The sequence below is a fragment of the Cecembia sp. genome (assembly GCF_007126775.1).
Classification (GTDB): domain Bacteria; phylum Bacteroidota; class Bacteroidia; order Cytophagales; family Cyclobacteriaceae; genus Cecembia.
Window position 1 is genome coordinate 1 of the sequence record NZ_SLAP01000096.1, and the last position, 17,384, is coordinate 17,384.

The window sequence follows — 17,384 nt, forward strand, 5'->3', positions numbered from 1 at the left end:
AAAGATCTAACAATTAAGACAAAGCACTTTTTAAGAATAAATGGACTAAAAGTACAAAGCATATAATCCAACGATTTAAATATGAATTAACATGTATCTTTATAAGATAGACTCCGGTTTTTTTCTATTCTGTAGGCAAGAATAATCAAGAAGAAGCCTTTTATGATTTTTATCATAAATTTGAATGGTTTTTATCAGTCTCGATCTCCTTCATTTCAGCTAAATTCGGTATCTTATTAAAATTGATCAAATTAGGTCTTTTCTCAATAATTTTTAACTAAAACAAAAAACCATGATCGCTTCAATCAAAACAGAACTGAAAACTTGGGTGGAAAGTATGGGTAAGCATTTTACTCCTGAAAAAATCCACTGGTGCGATGGTTCGCAAAGTGAATACGACAACCTATGCGAAATGTTGGTGGAAAAAGGCACTTTCATTCGGCTCAACCCAGAAAAAAGACCCAATAGCTTTGCCTGTTTTTCCGATCCAAGCGATGTAGCGAGGGTGGAAGACAGAACTTATATATGCAGTAGAAGAAAAGAAGATGCAGGACCGACTAATAATTGGATGGCTCCAAATGAAATGAAGACCATTTTGGATGACCTGACGAAGGGAAGCATGAAGGGAAGGACCATGTATGTCATCCCATTTTGTATGGGGCCTCTTGGTTCTCCACTTTCCCGGTATGGAGTTCAAATTACCGATAGTGAATATGTGGTTGTCAATATGCGTATTATGACAAGGATGGGAGAGCAAGTTATGCCCCACATCGATGAAAATTTTGTAAAATGTGTACATACCCTTGGGGCTCCATTGGAAGCTGATCAGGAAGATGTTAAATGGCCTTGTAATCCAAGTGTCAAATATATTTCGCACTTCCCAGAGGAAAAACTGATCATCTCTTACGGTAGTGGTTATGGTGGAAATGCCTTGTTGGGCAAAAAATGCTTTGCTTTGAGAATTGCTTCTACCATGGGAAGAGAAGAAGGTTGGCTGGCCGAACACATGCTGATCATGGGCGTAGAGTCACCCCAACAAGAGAAAAGTTATGTGGCTGCTGCTTTCCCCAGTGCTTGTGGAAAAACCAATTTTGCCATGATGATTCCCCCGGATCAACTGGAAGGATGGAAAATCACTACCGTAGGTGATGATATTGCTTGGATCCATAAAGGAGAGGATGGCCGTCTGCATGCCATTAACCCAGAGGCTGGATATTTTGGTGTAGCGCCTGGTACAAATTACAAGACCAATCCAAGTGCCATGGAAAGCATCAAGGGCAATACCATTTTTACCAATGTCGCCATTACCAAAGATGGGGATGTTTGGTGGGAAGATATGACGAAAGAGGTACCTGACGGTTTGACCGATTGGCATGGAAATCCTTATGATAAAAACTCCGGAAAACCCGCTGCTCATCCTAATTCCAGATTTACTGCTCCAGCATATCAAAATCCTGTAATTGACTCCGAATGGGAAAATCCTGCGGGTGTACCCATCACTGCATTTATTTTTGGAGGAAGAAGAAGTACAGCAGTTCCATTGGTTTACCAGGCCTTCAATTGGAATTTTGGTGTATATATGGCTGCCACTATGGGATCAGAAATGACCGCAGCAGCCTTTGGTGAAATAGGAAAAGTAAGAAGAGATCCATTTGCCATGTTGCCTTTCCTCGGTTATCATATGGGGGACTACTTCAACCATTGGCTTCAATTTGGTCGGGATCTCGAGAATGCACCAAGAATTTTTGGGGTCAACTGGTTTAGAAAAGATAAAGATGGAAAATTTATTTGGCCGGGTTTTGGTGAAAACATGCGTGTCTTGAAATGGATCATTGGCCGATGCAAGGGTAAAATTTCCGCGGTGGAATGTCCCATAGGCTGGAGGCCCAGATATAAGGATATGGACTGGAATGGCTTGGAAAATTTCAATAAATCAGAGTTTGATAGTATCATGGTCATAGAGCGGGAACCTTGGAAAAAAGAGCTTTTGGGACATTCCGAACTCTTTGAACAGGCTTACGACAAGATTCCTAAAGAATTTCTTTTTATGCGGGAATTGCTCCTTTCTTCCTTGTGGAGGTCTCCTGAGCAAATTGGTTTGGCACCTGAAAGGCAATAATCCATATTTTCCAATAAATAAGGGCGAGGCTATCTCTTGACAAGGGATAGCCTTTTTTTGGGTATTTACCTGATTAATATTTTAGTTTTTCAAATCTCAGACTCAACATTTCTTTTTAAGCTACAAGTGCTTTTTTGAAAGGCTGTCAGTTTGATTAGAAGGATAAAAAAAATTGGAAAAAAGGATGAGAAGTCAGTAAAACTATGTATCATTATGTGATTAATACACGAAGATGCTTAACCCAGTACTTCTATGTCAAAACCCTTTCTATTGCTCAGTTTGTTTATGATCTCCATCGGTCTGCTCTATGCACAGGGTCAGGATGGTTTTCCTGTTCAGGTATCCATCAAAAATGGAACGATTGAAGGAAACTATGATACCAGGACAGGTATTCAAAAATATTTTGGAATTCCCTTTGCCAAGCCTCCGGTAGGAGATTTGCGCTGGAGGGCTCCTCAGCCCATTGAAAATTGGTCAGGAGTGAAAGAAACCAAAACATTCGGACCAAGGCCAGTTCAAAAGCTGATTTGGGGAGATATGAATTCCCGCAGCAATGGAGTCAATGAAGACTGTCTTTACCTAAATGTATGGACACCAGCCTCCCGAAACACCAAAGAACTCCCCGTATTGGTGTATTTCTTTGGTGGGGGATTTGTGGCAGGAGATGGTTCAGAACCACGCTATGATGGTGAAAACATGGCCAAAGAAGGTGTTGTTGTGGTTACCGTCAATTACAGGTTGAATGTTTTCGGATTCATGGCCCATCCCGAGCTTAGTGCTGAGGCAGAGTACAAAGCTTCAGGAAATTATGGTCTTTTGGATCAAGCATTGGGTTTACAATGGGTACATGACAACATTGCCGCATTTGGAGGAGACCCCAAGAAAGTTACCATTGCAGGGGAATCTGCGGGCTCCATATCTGTAAGTTATCAGATGGGTTCTCCCTTGTCCAGGGACCTTATTGCTGGAGCCATAGGGGAGAGTGGTGCCGGTGTGACTGCGCTTTCGCCGGTAAGTTTGGAAGATGCCGAAAAAGGAGGGGTGGAGTTTTTAGAAAAATTTGGTATTAAGAGCATAGCAGAGGCCAGAAAACTTCCCACCCGTGACATTTATGAAATGTATAATGAGATGGGCAGGTTTGGGTTTCCGGTCGTTTTGGATGGCTATTTATTGCCCAAAAGTTTAACGGAAATTTTCAATGCAGGTGAACAGGCCCAGGTACCCTTATTATTGGGCTGGAATACACAGGAAAACCCTGCTGCTGCCTTTATGCAAGGTTTGGAATTTACCAAAGCAAACTTTGTCAAAAAGGTAAAAGAAGCTTACCCTGAAGATTATGAAGAAGTCTTGAAATTATACCCTCATGAAACCGCAGATCAGGTAGCCTATTCAGCCATGGATTTAGCCGGAGACCGTTTTATTTCTTACAGTACTTGGAAATGGTTTGACCTGCACCGCAAAAATTCCAGTCAAGCGGTATACCGATACCTGTATGCCAAATTAAGGCCCCCATTGGTGGATGAAACTTTGGAAGCAGGATTGGCCGGAGGTACCTCCAGAAGGGCAAGTGATGCCCCTCCCAGACCCAAAGACCTTGGTGCACCCCATGCAGCAGAAATAGAATATGCCATGGGGAATTTGGACCGAATCAAGGAATTTGCATGGACAGCTGATGATTATAAAACTTCCCAGACCATGTTTAAATTCTTCGCCAATTTCATCAAAACAGGAAACCCTAATGGTGAAGGACTGCCGGACTGGCCAATAGTAAGCCCAGATGATGATATGCCTCCTGTGATGCGCATCGATACTGAGTCCAAGGTATTCAAAGCGCCTCATGATGCCCGTTACAAGTTTCATGACCGGTTTTATGGCAATGACAAAAAATAATGTTTAACCCTTATGGAATTTTTTCGGGGTGGTCTCCACCCCATTTTTTGTTAATTGCGCTAGTTAATTAGCCTATTTTATATAAATTACGCTAGTTAATTAGCCTAATTTATGTAAATTGCGCTAGAAAATTATCAATCAAAAGCAAAATGGAAATTCCAAGATACATTCAAGAGAATCTTGAAAGACATATAGGAAAGCAAAAAGTACTGATGCTATATGGAAGCAGGAGGACAGGAAAGACTACCCTGATTGAAAATATCTATCAGAAATACTCCAGTTCTACGCTTATGCTTCTTGGAGAAGATATACAGATTGCCAATCTCCTTCAGACCAGAACCGTAACGAATTATAAACAGATCATTGGGGATAATAAATTGGTTATCATTGATGAAGCTCAGGCAATTCCGAATGTTGGAAAAATCCTGAAATTAATGATAGACACTATTAAAGGAATTACGATCGTTGCAACAGGAAGCAGTAGCTTCGATTTGATAAATGACACAGGTGAACCATTAGTGGGTAGAAACAAAGAATTTAAACTTTTTCCATTAGGACAAATAGAGTATGCCAAGGTAGAAAACAGAATTTCCTCTTTACAGCAATTAAACCAAAGACTTGTCTATGGAAACTATCCTGAACTGATTCATCTAACATCCTTGGAAGAAAAAGAAGATTATCTAAAATCACTGGTTAACAGTTATTTGTTAAAAGATTTGTTGGCTTACAGTAATGTGAAAGGAGCCGACATAATTTTCAAATTGTTGAAGTTATTGGCATGGCAGGTTGGCTCCCAGGTAAGCACAGTAGAACTGGGAAACAGCCTGCAGATCAGTAAGGATACTGTGGAGCGGTATTTGGATTTGCTTTCCAAAGTTTTTATCATTTTCCCTCTTAGCGGCTATAGTCAGAATCTCCGAAAAGAGGTTACCAAAAGTAAAAAGTGGTATTTTTATGATAATGGCATCAGGAATGCCTTGATCAATAATTTTAGCCCAATAGAACTAAGAAATGACCTAGGTTTACTTTGGGAACAGTTTATCATCACAGAAAGGATCAAAAGGAATGCTTCAAAGTCCTATTTCCCCCAATACTTTTTTTGGAGAACCTATGATGGACAAGAAATCGATTTATTGGAGTTTAACAGCAGGCAGGAACTCACCGCTTTTGAGTGTAAATGGGGACACAAAAAAGCGAAAATTCCCGTTGCTTTCTCAAAAGCCTATCCAGATGCTCAATGGCACTTGGTAGATAAGCAAAATTATCTTGATTGGATAGAACAATAAGTTTGAGTTTATTCAGAATTTTCTTTTAAAAATCCTCTAACTACTTGCAAAGTCGCTTCCTTATTATCATTCAAAGTACTATGTGCCGCGTCTGGAATAACCTCAAAATTGACGTTAGGAACCAAACTGGAGTAATATTTTACGGTACTGGGTCTGGCTTCATCGTATTCCCCTGTCATCATCAAGACAGGAACATTTATGGTAGGCAAATATTCCAGTCGGTCATAATTCCGCAGGGTTCCTGTAGAGGTAAATTCACTTGGCCCCCACATGTACAAATACACATTGGCCCCTGAAACCAGATTGAGGTGGCTCCTGTCCACTTTTGGCCTTTCCTTTCGAGTGACATAAAGGCTGTAATACAATTTAGTAGCTTCCTGGTAGTCGGGATGCTCATAACTACCCTCTGCCTCATGATAGCGGATCACTTGTTGTACGGAATCTGGGAGGGTAGCAATTAAGGTATCCGCATCCGCTATCCAAAAGTCTGTGCTAAACAGCGGACTGCTGAAAATAATGGCTTTAATTTCATCCGGATAACTGAGGTAATAATCCATAGCTAACATGGTTCCCCAAGAATGTCCATAAAGTACAAAGTTCTGTAGGTTCAGATGCTTTCTCAGTCTTTCAACTTGGTCCACATAATTTTCTATGGTCATCAAAGCAGTGTCCAGCAAGGCATCCGATCTGCCGGAACCCAATTGATCCCAAAAAATAATTGGGCCATCATACCCCAAATCTTTTAAAGGCTCAAAGCCCAGGCTTGTGCCTCCAGGTCCCCCATGAAGTAACAAAATGGCTGGTGATGTACCTGAACCATAGACTTCATACCATATTTTGCCACCCAACACCTCTACATATCCCTCAACTCCGGTGTGCTCGCTACTCTGACCGCAAGCATAAAGCATCAATATCAAAGAAAAGAGGAGCAGTAATTTCTTTATGGTATCCATTTTGTATGTAAGCTATACCTTTACTTTTTCTTCTTCCCTGAATTTAGCTTTGATTTGTTCCAATTCACTAGGCCTACTGAAAACCATGGCATAAGCCTCCTTTAAAGATTTGGAGTTTTTGACATCTTGGACAATGTCAGCCCACTCATGGAAATTCAAGGTAATTGGATTATAGGATTTGACCTGTTTGGTCAGGCCATAATTCGGACGCTCTTCTTCAGGCATAAAGGTGCCAAAGATCCTGTCCCAAAAGATAAAGGTGGAGCCATAATTTTTATCCAGATATTTTTCATTACTGGCATGGTGTACCCTATGATGGGAGGGTGTAGTAAAGAAATATTCAATTACTGCCGGTAGCTTGTTAATGTATTCTGTATGGATCCAAAATTGATACAACACAGCAATTTGGTGACATATGAAAAATACCACCGGATGGAATCCTGCCAAAGCCACCGGAACGAAGAAAATGATTTTAATGTGCTGGGTCCAACTCAACCGGAAAGATACTGACCAATTGTATTTTTCTGAATTGTGATGTGTTACATGGGTAGCCCACCAGAATCTATTTTCATGGGCTATTCTATGAGCCCAATACCGCCAGAAGTCAATATATATAAAGCAAAGCACATAAGCCCACCAAGTATGCGGGATAGACCAAGGCACCATGTTATAGAAATATAAAATAATGCCAAAAGTGACCACCTTAATGGCGGCACTCATCCCCACATTGACCAGACCAATAAAGGTGGCCGCAAGGGTGTCTTTCTTATCATAAAAATCTTTCTTTTGGCGGTAGGATAAAAACCACTCCAAGGCCACTAGACCTATCATAATTGGTGCAGCGTAAAGGATAATATTTGGTAAATCCAGACTTAAAACTTGTTCAATGGTTAATTTTTCTTTGTTCATAAATAAAAAAGGAAATTGTTTGATTTGTTTTTATTTCGTAGTAAGACCATGTACTGGGTTGTCAATCTGTACCAATTGATCTTGTTGGAAATGTAGATTACAATGCTTTCAGGCCAGCTTCTGCGATGATGCCATCTTGTTCTGAAGTTACGCCGGAAATACCGATTGCACCAATACAAACTCCATCCTTGAAAATGGGAATTCCCCCTTCAATTGGTATCGCATTGGGTAAAGAAAGAATCCTGGTGTTTCCTGCATTGACAAGATCTTCGAAAACTTTTGTGGAGCGTTTAAAGTAAACTGCTGATTTGGCCTTAGCTTGTGCTACTTCTACACTCCCGATTTGGGTCCCATCCATTTTCCTCAAATAGATAAGATGGCCTCCTCCATCCAAAATAGCAATTACTACATTCCATTTGTCTTGCATTGCCCTTTCCTCACAAGAATTGGCAATGCGCTTGGCTTCCTCCAGATTGAGATAAGGTTGGGTAGCGTTTTGAGAAAAGGAAAGCAATGGCATGCAACATAAAATCAGAAGCAATAATTTTTTCATGTAAAAGGATAAGTAAGAAGTTTAGCTAAGGGTATATTTCCAATTTAACTCTTTTTTTTGAAGGCATAAACAAAAAAGCTTAAATTGATAACACATTTGTCAAACCCATAATTGAAACCTTCCCATTTCCCATGAAAAAAATGAATAGAAGAGATAGCTTAAAAGCACTTACCCTTGGTACAGGTATTGGTTTATTCTCCCCTTTCGCCTTAATGGGCTGTACCAAAAAGACTGCCAAAGACAAATTGGGCATTGCACTTGTCGGACTTGGCTATTACAGTACAGACCTTTTGGCTCCGGCTTTGGAACAAACCAAGCATTGTTACCTGGCAGGAATTGTTACTGGAACCCCGGCAAAGGCTGAGGCTTGGAAAATGAAGTACAATATCCCTGATAAAAATATTTACAATTATGAGAATTTCGATACGATCAAGGACAATCCGGATATCGATGTGGTCTATGTAGTCCTACCCCCCTCCATGCATATGGAGTATACTATTAGGGCAGCTAATGCAGGCAAACATGTGTGGTGTGAAAAACCCATGGCCGTGACCGTAGAGGAATGTCAGGCGATGATCGATGCCTGTAATGCCAATAACGTGACACTATCGATTGGTTATCGTTGTCAACATGAACCTAATACGCTGGCTTTTCAGGATATTGTGAAAAATGAAAAGTTGGGTAAAGTGCTGGGCGTGGACTGTGCTGCTGGCTATAGGGAAAACCGTACAGACCACTGGAAACAAAAAAGAGAAATGGGTGGAGGGGTGATTTATGATATGGGAGTATACTCCATTCAAGGGGCCCGATTAGGGACCAATATGGAACCGATTGCCGTGTTGTCAGCCAAGGTGTATGCGGAACGTCCTGAAATTTACAAAGATGGATTGGGCGAGGTGGTCGAAGCTGTACTGGAATTTCCGGATGGAGTCATCGGCAATATCAAAACAAGTTTTTACGAGAACATCAACTATTTGAACATTTCCTGTGAAGAAGGGATGATTGAAATGGCTCCTTTTCAGGCTTATGCAGGCAATAAAGGGAAAAGCCCCTTGGGAGAAATTAACTTTCCCTACGAAGTACCTTGGCAGCAGGCCAATCAAATGGATATGGACGCACTTGCTATCATGGAAAGCAGGCCTTTGTTGGTTCCTGGAGAAGAGGGTTTGAGGGATATCCGTGTCGTGGAAGCCATTCTGGAATCGGCTGAAACAGGGCAGAAGGTGCCAATTTAATAAAAAAGTCCTGACAGGTAATTAAAATCTGTCAGGGCTCCACCTTTAAGATATCCTACTCCAATTAATTTCATGTTTTTTCTGTGCCTTAATCTGTCGAAGCACCATGGCATGTTCGGGACGGGTCAATTCTGGATCTTCTTGCAATAATACTTCTGCTGCATCCCTTGCCAAGGTGAGAATGGGAGCATCCTTACTCAAATCTGCAATCATTAAATCTGCAATTCCACTCTGTTGTGTTCCCATCAGGTCGCCAGGACCACGGAGTTTGAGGTCTACATCGGCTATTTCAAAGCCGTTGTTGGTCCTGACCATGGTATCCAACCTGACCCTGCTGTCCTTGGACAATTCGTATTTGGTCATCAAAATACAATAGGACTGATCTGCACCCCGGCCTACCCTGCCCCTCAATTGATGCAATTGGGACAATCCAAACCTTTCCGCATTTTCCACAATCATCACGGAAGCATTGGGTACATTAACCCCCACCTCTATCACAGTAGTAGCTACCATGATTTTGGTTTCACCCTTGACAAAACGCTGCATCTCAAAATCCTTATCCGCAGGCTTCATATCCCCATGCACAATGCTTACCGGAAATTCAGGGAAAGCCCGACAAATGCTTTCATAGCCATCCATGAGATTTTTCAAATCCAAAGTTTCTGACTCCTGGATCAAGGGATATACCACATAGACCTGCCGCCCTTCCAAAATCTGCTTGCGCATAAAGCCAAAAACTTTCAGCCTGTCCTTATCATAGCGGTGAACAGTTTGGATAGGCTTACGCCCAGCTGGCAACTCATCTATCACCGATATATCCAAATCCCCATAAAGGGTCATGGCCAATGTCCTCGGAATCGGAGTCGCGGTCATTACAAGGACATGCGGGAAAAAATGCTCATTTTTTGCCCAAAGTTTGGCCCGTTGGGCTACGCCAAACCGGTGCTGCTCATCTACAATGGCCAAGCCCAAGTTCTTGAACTGTACTATATCCTCCAACAAAGCGTGTGTACCGATAATGATGTGCAAGTCCCCTGAAAGCAGCATTTCATGGATCACTTTCCGGGTGGATTTCTTAGTAGAACCTGTCAATAAAGCGATGTTGAGCCCCATCAGGTCTGCATATTCCTTCAATCCTTCATAGTGCTGATTGGCAAGAATTTCAGTGGGAGCCATCAAGCAGGCCTGAGCGTCCGAACTGATGGCAATAAGGATACATATAAAGGCCACCATGGTCTTTCCACTGCCCACATCTCCTTGAATCAGCCGGTTCATTTGTTTGCCGGATTTCATGTCCGCATAAGCTTCTCGCACCACCCTTTTCTGTGCTTCTGTCAGCTGAAAAGGCAGATGCTCTTTATAAAACTTGGTCAAAAGTTCAGTTTGATTTAAAATCTGTCCTTGGGATTTTTCTGTCCGGGTGAGTTTGAGCTTGAGCAATCTCAACTGAATAAAAAAGAATTCTTCAAATTTCAACCTGAACCGAGCCCTTTTTAGAATTTCGGGATTTTCAGGGAAATGGATTTGCCTTAGGGCATCCTTTTTGGAAATAAGATTAAAACGTTGAAGGATCTCTACCGGCAAAGTTTCCTGAACCTGAGGATAAGCCACCTGCACCAAACCTTCCATGATTTTTGAAATTCCCCTGGAGTCCAAATATCTGGCCCTCAATTTCTCTGTCGTGGAATAGACCGGTTGGAAAAAACTTTTCTCTTCTTGCACTTGGGAAAGAGGTTCCATTTCGGGGTGGGCTATGCTGAACTTACGCCCATAACGGTTAGGCTTCCCAAAAAACACAAAAGGCACCCCAATAACAAGCTTCTTAGCCACCCATTGCAGGCCTTTGAACCAAGTGAGCTCCATCTCCCCGGTATCATCAAAAATATGGGCTACCAGTCTTTTCCTTCTACCTTCCCCGATGGTTTCAATAGATCGGATTTTGGCAATGACCTGCACATTTTCCAGATCCTCGTTGATTTCCCTGATTTTATAAAATTTGGTCCGGTCCTCATAGCGGAAGGGATAATGCTGGATCAGTTCCCCATAGGAAAAAATATTCAGCTCTTTGTTGATCAAAGCTGCTTTCTGGGGACCTACACCGCGTAAGTAATCAATTTTGGTATCAAAAAAACCGGACAAAGGGAATGATTTAAAACTCTGACAACATCAATTAAGCCTTCATTATCGTAAAAGTAATAAATCAGACGAATGATGCTTCAAATAAAAGTAGATTTGAATGCATTAATTAACCATGACATCAAGCTGCCTTCCCTCCTTTTTGGCTTTTTCATCTTTCCAGGTCATATAAAATCCTTTCCATTTCCTCAACCACCTGTAAAGCATTCTCCTTGGTGAAAATCAAAGGGGGCTTGGTCTTCAAGACACTGTCTTTAGGACCATCTGTACTGATCAGGATATATTTTCCCCGAAGCTGGTTTTTAATCCATTTAGCCAGCTGTTCATCCTCCTCTTTGGTCCCAGGTTTGACCAAATCCACACCCAAGAACAATCCCGAACCTCTGACATTTCCAATGCATTTGTGTTGCTGCTGCAATTCCTCAAAAAGGGATTTGTAATAATTGCCTACGATCTTGGCATTTTCCTGTAATCCTTCTTCCTCTATGATCTCTAAAACCGCTAAACCAATGGCACAGGATACAGGATTCCCCCCAAATGAACTGAAAAACTCTACACCCTTTTCAAAAGATGCTGCAATTTCCTGTGTACAGACTACCGCACCCATAGGGTGTCCATTGCCCATAGGTTTGCCCAGAATCACCATATCCGGCACCACCCCATGCTGCTCAAAACCCCAAAAATAGTCACCAACCCTACCAAAACCTGTCTGAACTTCATCAGAAATGCAAAGCCCTGCTCTTTCCCTGACAGCTGAATAAACCTCCTGTAAATACCCTTGAGCCAAGGGCACCTGGCCTCCGCAACCCACTATCGGTTCGGCAATAAATGCTGCAATTGGCCAAGTAAATCCGTCCATCAACTTAGCCGCCTCTTTGGCATAGGCGCTACCTGGATATTCTGCTCCTGCATACTTTCCTCGGTAAGCATCCGGAATGGGAACTTTCAGAATATAATCCTTTTGTCCCTGTCCTTTTGGATTGCTGAATTTGTAATCGGAGATATCAATCGAGATTTGTGTATTCCCATGATAGCCATGTTCGATTACTGCCACCCCTTCTCTCTGGGTATACCACTTGGCCATGCGGATGGCAAGGTCAGAGGCTGCACTGCCTGAATTCACAAAAAATACACGGTTTAAGGAAGGGGGAAATTTGGCCAGTAGTTTTTCCGCATATTGAGGCAAAAGGTCATATAAATAGCGGGTATTGGTATTGAGTTTGGCCATTTGCCTTTGCCCTGCATCCACCACTTTGGGATGGGAATGACCTACATGGGGAATATTGTTATAAGCATCCAAAAAGGCGTTTCCTTGGGCATCGTACATGTACTGAAAGGCTGCCCTTTCCATATGAATGGGTTTAGAATAACTTACCGATAGAATTTTACTTAAGTATTGATGGCGGTAAGACAGACTCTCATCCAAAGTTTTTATCGGCCGGGGGCTGAGACCTACAGCCAACCTAAATGCATGCTCTGCTGCTATAGGGTTAATCTTGAGCCATGCATAGAGCATCTTCCAGGCATTGTCCTCACTGATGGAAGCGTAAGTGTTTCCCGGATCAGCTTTTCTGGCATGAGCCGCATTGCAGACACTGATGCACAATCTGCCAGCAATCAGGTAATATAGCAGTGCCAATTCTTTTTCTTCCAAGGGTAAAATACCATGGTAAGCTTGTAACAATTCCAAGCAAGGCTGCAGGTAATCTTCCTTGTCATAAGCAGCATAAGTCATGGCTACGGCAAGCTCATTGATTAAGGGAGTATACGCCAAATCCCCAAAATCAATCAAAGAGACCTGATTATCAAGGTTTAGCATTACATTCCATTCATTGGCATCATTGTAAATGATGGATTTTCGCAAATGGGGTAGCGCAGGCCTGACTATTTCCTCATATTGCTGCAAAAAGTATTTTACCGTACTTCGGTTTTTAGCAGAGGGGATATCTCCTATGTATTTTCCAATTAATTCCAAGTATTGCAGGTCCCATTCCCATTTTCTTGATTCAAGAACATAGCTGCTTTTTTTGCCCAATTCAAGATCCAATTCGGCTAAAAATCTACCTAGACCCTGATAATCAGCTGCTTCAGGATTCAGCTTACCAAAAAACTCCCCTTCCAGAAAAGTCAGCAATCTTCCGATGAACTTTTGTCCATCCCATTCCATCAATTTTACATACAAACCATCTTCAAAGGGCACAGGATTTGGAATTCTGCCATTGAATTTGTGATGTAAGCTGTGCAGGATATCCGTCTCTGTTTGGAGCAGATCAAAGGTCTTTTCTGAATAAGGGTAGGTTTTGAAAATGAATTTTCCCTCCTTGGTTTCAATCAGGTAGTTGGCATTGTCATAACCATTCAGCTTTTTGAAATTGAGAACCTCAACATTCAGGTAAGTTTTAATCAATCCTAGCATAGAGAAGGGGAAAATATTGATTTCAACATTTGTTCATTATTGGCCTTTATTCCAATATTAGGTATTACGGGATTAAGTTTTTAAAACTCGTTGCCCAGTATGGCATTAATTTGTTTTTCTAATTCCTCCAAGTCCTGAGTAGCATAATAGATTCTTTCCATTTTAACCCCATGATATGCGTGAATGATGAAGTTTCTAAAAGAACGTGGTACATGCCAAGGGTAATCATACTTGGATAAAATCCTTTCGTCAATATGACGAATCGCTTCTCCAATGATCAAAAATTGATATTGAACAGCACTTTGCATCTTTATATCTTCTAAAAACCCTTTTTCATCTACCCCTGAAACAAAGTCCTTAATTAGCTGAATCGCGTTGAGTATATGCTCAATTCTTTCTTTAGGGGCAGGTTTAGCCATAGATTTTTAGTAGATGTTTTTCCGCAGTTTTTAACGCAAAATCCTTCAGCTGACCTTTTTCAACCAAGTCTACTTTTCTATCAATTGACGTTTCGATCTTAAAGGCTATATCCAACAAATCAAACATGGAGTAATTAATTTCTTCTTTTAATTCAACGATGATATCAAGATCGCTATTTTTGTCAGCTTCCTTAGTAACAATTGAGCCAAAAAGCCATGCAGCAGCTACCCTTCCATCCTTTTTCAGGATGTTTCTTACAGTTTTTTTAAGTTCAGAAAGATTCAATTTGGGATAAGCTTTATAGCCGACCTGTTCCTCAGCCACTTTAATCGCTTCTAAGGCCATATCTTCATCAGCGACTTCATTTAAAAGTTTATCGGAAAGCCATAATATGAGCAAATCAGTTGCCTTCTCATCAAAAAATTGGGCAAGCTTTAATACTTGTTCCCGATTGGCTTTCCGCTGTCCCCTTTCAATCTTGCTTAAAATGGCTTGGTCAATATCAAGAAATGCCGCAACTGTCCTGAGCGGTAGTTTTTTTTCCTCCCGTAGTTTTCTGATATGTTGGCCTAAGCTATGCATAAGTAAGTTTTTAACCCGAGCAAGCTATTAGGGTTCGTAATTGAAATCCTAATATTTATTTCGGACTTAAACTCAAGATAAACAATCTCAAACTTTCAATTGGTTTTTTGAACGCTTTTATTTTGAACAATATTGTCAAAAATAAAAGTTTACTTCATTCCCAAGAAACACCTTTTTCTCCAAAAGGTCTGGCCAGCCAAACATTATCCTTCAAAACCATCAATTCCTTAAAACCCAATTCCTTCAGGAGAAGTGCCGTATTCTCATATTCCCCGATTATCTCTCTTGGATGGTGGCTATCAGAATTGAGACAAATCGGCGCTTTCAATTCCTTTAGGCGTTGTAAGCCAAACTTCCCTGGGTAGGTTTCAGAAGCCCTTTTCTTGTACAGACCACGAGTATTTACCTCCACAATAGTTCCTGACCGGGCTGCAACTTCCAATGTTTGTGACAAGTAATCCTTATACCAAGTGGCCTCCTCATCAAAGAAGAGTTTGTTATAGTTTTGCATTTTGATTTTGTCCATATGGCCTAGGATATTGGGACAATCATGCTCCAACATGTGTACAGTAATTTCAAAATACCTTCTTAGGACTTTTTGGATGTCATTGCCATAAATCTCCTGAAGCCCTTTTTCAAAAACCAACTGCGGGCCGTCTATCTCCCAAGGTTTACCATCCTCAAAGGCATCAATAAAATGGATAGATCCCAGTGTGTAATCTAGTTTTAGATCTTTTCGAAATGCCTTAAAAATACCCGTTTTTTCTGGAAAATAATCAATTTCCAAACTTTTATAGATTTCAATTTGCCCTGCATATTTGGTCTTGGCATGGTCGACCTCTTTTAGGTAAGTAGGCAAATCTTTACTGTCCATGGACCATTTGTTTTCAAAATGAACCGGGGAGTGGGAAGTAAAGCCAAAGCTACAAAGGCCAAAGGCTATGGCCTGATTGATATGTTGCTCGATTTCATCGACCCCGTCACAATATTTGTAATGGCTGTGGTAATTGGTCCAGGACATAGGAAGTCATTTGCTGTTAAAATAATCAAAATTAAACCTTTTAAGAAAGATTTACTTAAATTCTCGGATGGTTAATTATTGCTTTTCATTTTGGAAAAAGTCAATGGAGTCCAGAATGGCTTCCTCAATAGGACGATACCTTAATTTCAACACCCTTTGTGATTTATCATTGGTATAAAAATTATTCAGACATAGGATTTCCATATTTAAAGTACTTAATGCCGTTTTAACGCGCATTTTTAGCAGGAGGTCTCCAATCCAACCAAGTAATTTCATCAAAAGCTTGGGAATTTTAATAAGGGTTGGTTTTGTGTTCGCTTGCCTTGCAAATTTTAAATAAAAATCCCTAAATGAGAGATTTTCTCCGGCCAGTATATATTTCTCTCCATTTTTCCCTCTCTCAATCATACTGATCAAACCAATTACCACATCTTTAACAGGTACAAAGTTTTTACCCCCAGGGGGATAGAAAATGATTTTCCTGAAGAGAGCATCTTTAATAATCCTATTGGAAGTCGGTTTATAATCAAAAGCCCCAATCATAAAAGTCGGATTGGCTATAAGAATATCGATTTTATCTTTATATTCTAATAAAAGCTCCTCAGCCTTCAATTTACTTAATGCATATGAACTTTGATCATAAGGATATCTAATGGGCATTTCTTCTGATCCTAAAACTTGATTATTGGCATATCCTATCGTATTCGCAGTACTAACGAAGACAAACCTCTTTACCCCGTTTTCAAGGGCAGCATTAAGCAAAATCAAGCTTGATTCTACATTGGTAACATTATATGAAGAATAAGGCAAATTTGGTGTGGTTTCGCCAACCAAATGAAATACAACGTCACAATCTGATAATAGTGAATATTGAATTTTTAAGGCATCTCCTTGAATCAATTGTAGGTTGGCATGGGAAGTCCCTCTATAATTCTCCAAATCTCTAGTTAATGCCTTGACAAAATAGCCCTGTTTGATCATTTCCTGGACCAGGTTATGTCCTAAAAAACCGCTTGCACCAGTGATGAACGTTTTTTTCATGAGTTTATCAACTAAGTTCTCTTTTTGCTATTCTGCTCATTATTGGAGTTTTCACCCATTTTGGAAAAATCTTAATCAAAAGCCAAATCATAGGATTAACTATTATTTCCACCTTCTTTTCGAATAATTTTTGAATGCAGATTTCGGCCACGACCTCAGGTTCTAAAATCATAAATTTCCCGAAAAATCCTTTATTTGTTCTTTTAACAACACCATCATTTGTGTTTATCGGCCCAGGGGTGACCACACTTACCGAAGTATTTGTCCCTTTAAGTTCTTGGTTCAACCCTCTGGAGAATGAATAGATAAAAGATTTTGACGCAGGATACACTGTTTTAAAACCTATTGGCAGATAGGCTGCCAAACTTGCAATATTTAAAATATAGCCTGCAGGTTGTTTTAAAAGGTTGGGAAGTAACTGATGGGTAAGTACTGAAGTAGTAACAATATTGAGCTTAATGATTTTATTAATATACTCTATATCAACATCCGTCATTTTATTGGTGCCCCCTGTTCCTACATTGTTGATTAGGATAAAAACGTCAAAATGCTGATTTGCCCAATTGGCTAAACTAATGAGGTTTTCATAGATCAATAAATCTGTTTCGTAAGAGACGCAGTCAACTTCGTATTTTTCTTTTAGTATAGTACAAAAGTGCTGGAGACCATGATTTGGTTTACTGACCAAAATGGTATTGATTTTCCTCTTGGAAAGTTCAATGGCAAAGGCTTTTCCTAAACCCTTACCTGCACCAGTAATAAGCGCATATTGGGCCATATACCATTAATATAATTATTTGGTTTCATTAATTTAAGAACCTCT

Annotated in this window: 14 protein-coding genes; 4 read left to right on the forward strand and 10 right to left on the reverse strand. The window is 40.6% G+C overall.

What is annotated here, in order from left to right; all coding sequences use genetic code 11:
• Positions 1-292 precede the first annotated feature (292 nt).
• The 3 genes from QZT73_RS06045 to QZT73_RS06055 all read left to right on the forward strand — a co-directional run bounded on the left by QZT73_RS06045 (position 293) and on the right by QZT73_RS06055 (position 5,295).
• Positions 293-2,119 (forward strand): phosphoenolpyruvate carboxykinase (GTP), encoded by a 1,827-nt coding sequence (locus QZT73_RS06045; RefSeq protein ID WP_291780067.1) that lies wholly within the window; start codon positions 293-295, stop codon positions 2,117-2,119.
• Positions 2,120-2,371: 252 nt separating this feature from the next.
• A complete protein-coding gene (locus QZT73_RS06050; RefSeq protein WP_291787171.1) occupies positions 2,372-4,009 on the forward strand; it encodes a carboxylesterase family protein in 1,638 nt (545 codons plus the stop codon).
• A 149-nt stretch (positions 4,010-4,158) separates the two neighbouring features.
• Positions 4,159-5,295 carry an ATP-binding protein gene (locus QZT73_RS06055; protein ID WP_291780073.1) on the forward strand — a complete coding sequence of 379 codons (1,137 nt, stop codon included), beginning with the start codon at positions 4,159-4,161 and terminating at the stop codon, positions 5,293-5,295.
• Between the two features lie 8 nt (positions 5,296-5,303).
• Here the strand turns inward: QZT73_RS06055 and QZT73_RS06060 are convergent, their stop codons facing one another.
• The 3 genes from QZT73_RS06060 to QZT73_RS06070 form a co-directional block, all read right to left on the reverse strand.
• Positions 5,304-6,248 carry a proline iminopeptidase-family hydrolase gene (locus QZT73_RS06060; RefSeq protein ID WP_291780076.1) on the reverse strand — a complete coding sequence of 315 codons (945 nt, stop codon included), beginning with the start codon at positions 6,246-6,248 and terminating at the stop codon, positions 5,304-5,306.
• Between the two features lie 12 nt (positions 6,249-6,260).
• Positions 6,261-7,157: a sterol desaturase family protein gene (locus QZT73_RS06065; RefSeq protein WP_291780079.1), complete on the reverse strand. Its 897-nt coding sequence runs from the start codon at positions 7,155-7,157 to the stop codon at positions 6,261-6,263.
• 97 nt (positions 7,158-7,254) lie between these two features.
• Positions 7,255-7,710: a heme-binding protein gene (locus tag QZT73_RS06070; protein ID WP_291780081.1), complete on the reverse strand. Its 456-nt coding sequence runs from the start codon at positions 7,708-7,710 to the stop codon at positions 7,255-7,257.
• A 131-nt stretch (positions 7,711-7,841) separates the two neighbouring features.
• Here QZT73_RS06070 and QZT73_RS06075 point away from each other — a divergent pair, with 131 nt between their 5' ends.
• Positions 7,842-8,945: a Gfo/Idh/MocA family oxidoreductase gene (locus QZT73_RS06075; protein ID WP_291780083.1), complete on the forward strand. Its 1,104-nt coding sequence runs from the start codon at positions 7,842-7,844 to the stop codon at positions 8,943-8,945.
• 45 nt (positions 8,946-8,990) lie between these two features.
• Here QZT73_RS06075 and recG read toward each other — a convergent pair whose 3' ends face one another.
• From recG to QZT73_RS06110, 7 genes are all read right to left on the reverse strand, one after another.
• On the reverse strand, positions 8,991-11,084 hold the full coding sequence (gene recG / locus QZT73_RS06080; protein ID WP_291780085.1) for an ATP-dependent DNA helicase RecG: 2,094 nt from the start codon (positions 11,082-11,084) through the stop codon (positions 8,991-8,993).
• A gap of 148 nt (positions 11,085-11,232) precedes the next feature.
• On the reverse strand, positions 11,233-13,497 hold the full coding sequence (locus QZT73_RS06085) for an aminotransferase class III-fold pyridoxal phosphate-dependent enzyme (RefSeq protein ID WP_291780087.1): 2,265 nt from the start codon (positions 13,495-13,497) through the stop codon (positions 11,233-11,235).
• Between the two features lie 80 nt (positions 13,498-13,577).
• Positions 13,578-13,916 carry a HepT-like ribonuclease domain-containing protein gene (locus QZT73_RS06090; RefSeq protein WP_291780090.1) on the reverse strand — a complete coding sequence of 113 codons (339 nt, stop codon included), beginning with the start codon at positions 13,914-13,916 and terminating at the stop codon, positions 13,578-13,580.
• Positions 13,909-14,499: a nucleotidyltransferase domain-containing protein gene (locus tag QZT73_RS06095; RefSeq protein WP_291780094.1), complete on the reverse strand. Its 591-nt coding sequence runs from the start codon at positions 14,497-14,499 to the stop codon at positions 13,909-13,911. The genes QZT73_RS06090 and QZT73_RS06095 overlap by 8 nt, the downstream gene beginning before the upstream one ends.
• 154 nt (positions 14,500-14,653) lie before the next feature.
• Positions 14,654-15,520 (reverse strand): histidinol-phosphatase, encoded by an 867-nt coding sequence (locus QZT73_RS06100; RefSeq protein ID WP_291787173.1) that lies wholly within the window; start codon positions 15,518-15,520, stop codon positions 14,654-14,656.
• 75 nt (positions 15,521-15,595) lie between these two features.
• Positions 15,596-16,561 (reverse strand): NAD-dependent epimerase/dehydratase family protein, encoded by a 966-nt coding sequence (locus QZT73_RS06105; RefSeq protein WP_291780101.1) that lies wholly within the window; start codon positions 16,559-16,561, stop codon positions 15,596-15,598.
• A 7-nt stretch (positions 16,562-16,568) separates the two neighbouring features.
• Positions 16,569-17,339: an SDR family NAD(P)-dependent oxidoreductase gene (locus QZT73_RS06110; RefSeq protein WP_291780104.1), complete on the reverse strand. Its 771-nt coding sequence runs from the start codon at positions 17,337-17,339 to the stop codon at positions 16,569-16,571.
• Positions 17,340-17,384: the final 45 nt, after the last annotated feature.

Coding starts and splice junctions, on each gene's coding strand:
- QZT73_RS06045 (WP_291780067.1), top strand. CDS start 293: ATGATCGCTTCAATCAAAACAGAACTGAAAACTTGGGTGGAAAGTATG.
- QZT73_RS06050 (WP_291787171.1), top strand. CDS start 2,372: ATGTCAAAACCCTTTCTATTGCTCAGTTTGTTTATGATCTCCATCGGT.
- QZT73_RS06055 (WP_291780073.1), top strand. CDS start 4,159: ATGGAAATTCCAAGATACATTCAAGAGAATCTTGAAAGACATATAGGA.
- QZT73_RS06060 (WP_291780076.1), bottom strand. CDS start 6,248: ATGGATACCATAAAGAAATTACTGCTCCTCTTTTCTTTGATATTGATG.
- QZT73_RS06065 (WP_291780079.1), bottom strand. CDS start 7,157: ATGAACAAAGAAAAATTAACCATTGAACAAGTTTTAAGTCTGGATTTA.
- QZT73_RS06070 (WP_291780081.1), bottom strand. CDS start 7,710: ATGAAAAAATTATTGCTTCTGATTTTATGTTGCATGCCATTGCTTTCC.
- QZT73_RS06075 (WP_291780083.1), top strand. CDS start 7,842: ATGAAAAAAATGAATAGAAGAGATAGCTTAAAAGCACTTACCCTTGGT.
- QZT73_RS06085 (WP_291780087.1), bottom strand. CDS start 13,497: ATGCTAGGATTGATTAAAACTTACCTGAATGTTGAGGTTCTCAATTTC.
- QZT73_RS06090 (WP_291780090.1), bottom strand. CDS start 13,916: ATGGCTAAACCTGCCCCTAAAGAAAGAATTGAGCATATACTCAACGCG.
- QZT73_RS06095 (WP_291780094.1), bottom strand. CDS start 14,499: ATGCATAGCTTAGGCCAACATATCAGAAAACTACGGGAGGAAAAAAAA.
- QZT73_RS06100 (WP_291787173.1), bottom strand. CDS start 15,520: ATGTCCTGGACCAATTACCACAGCCATTACAAATATTGTGACGGGGTC.
- QZT73_RS06105 (WP_291780101.1), bottom strand. CDS start 16,561: ATGAAAAAAACGTTCATCACTGGTGCAAGCGGTTTTTTAGGACATAAC.
- QZT73_RS06110 (WP_291780104.1), bottom strand. CDS start 17,339: ATGGCCCAATATGCGCTTATTACTGGTGCAGGTAAGGGTTTAGGAAAA.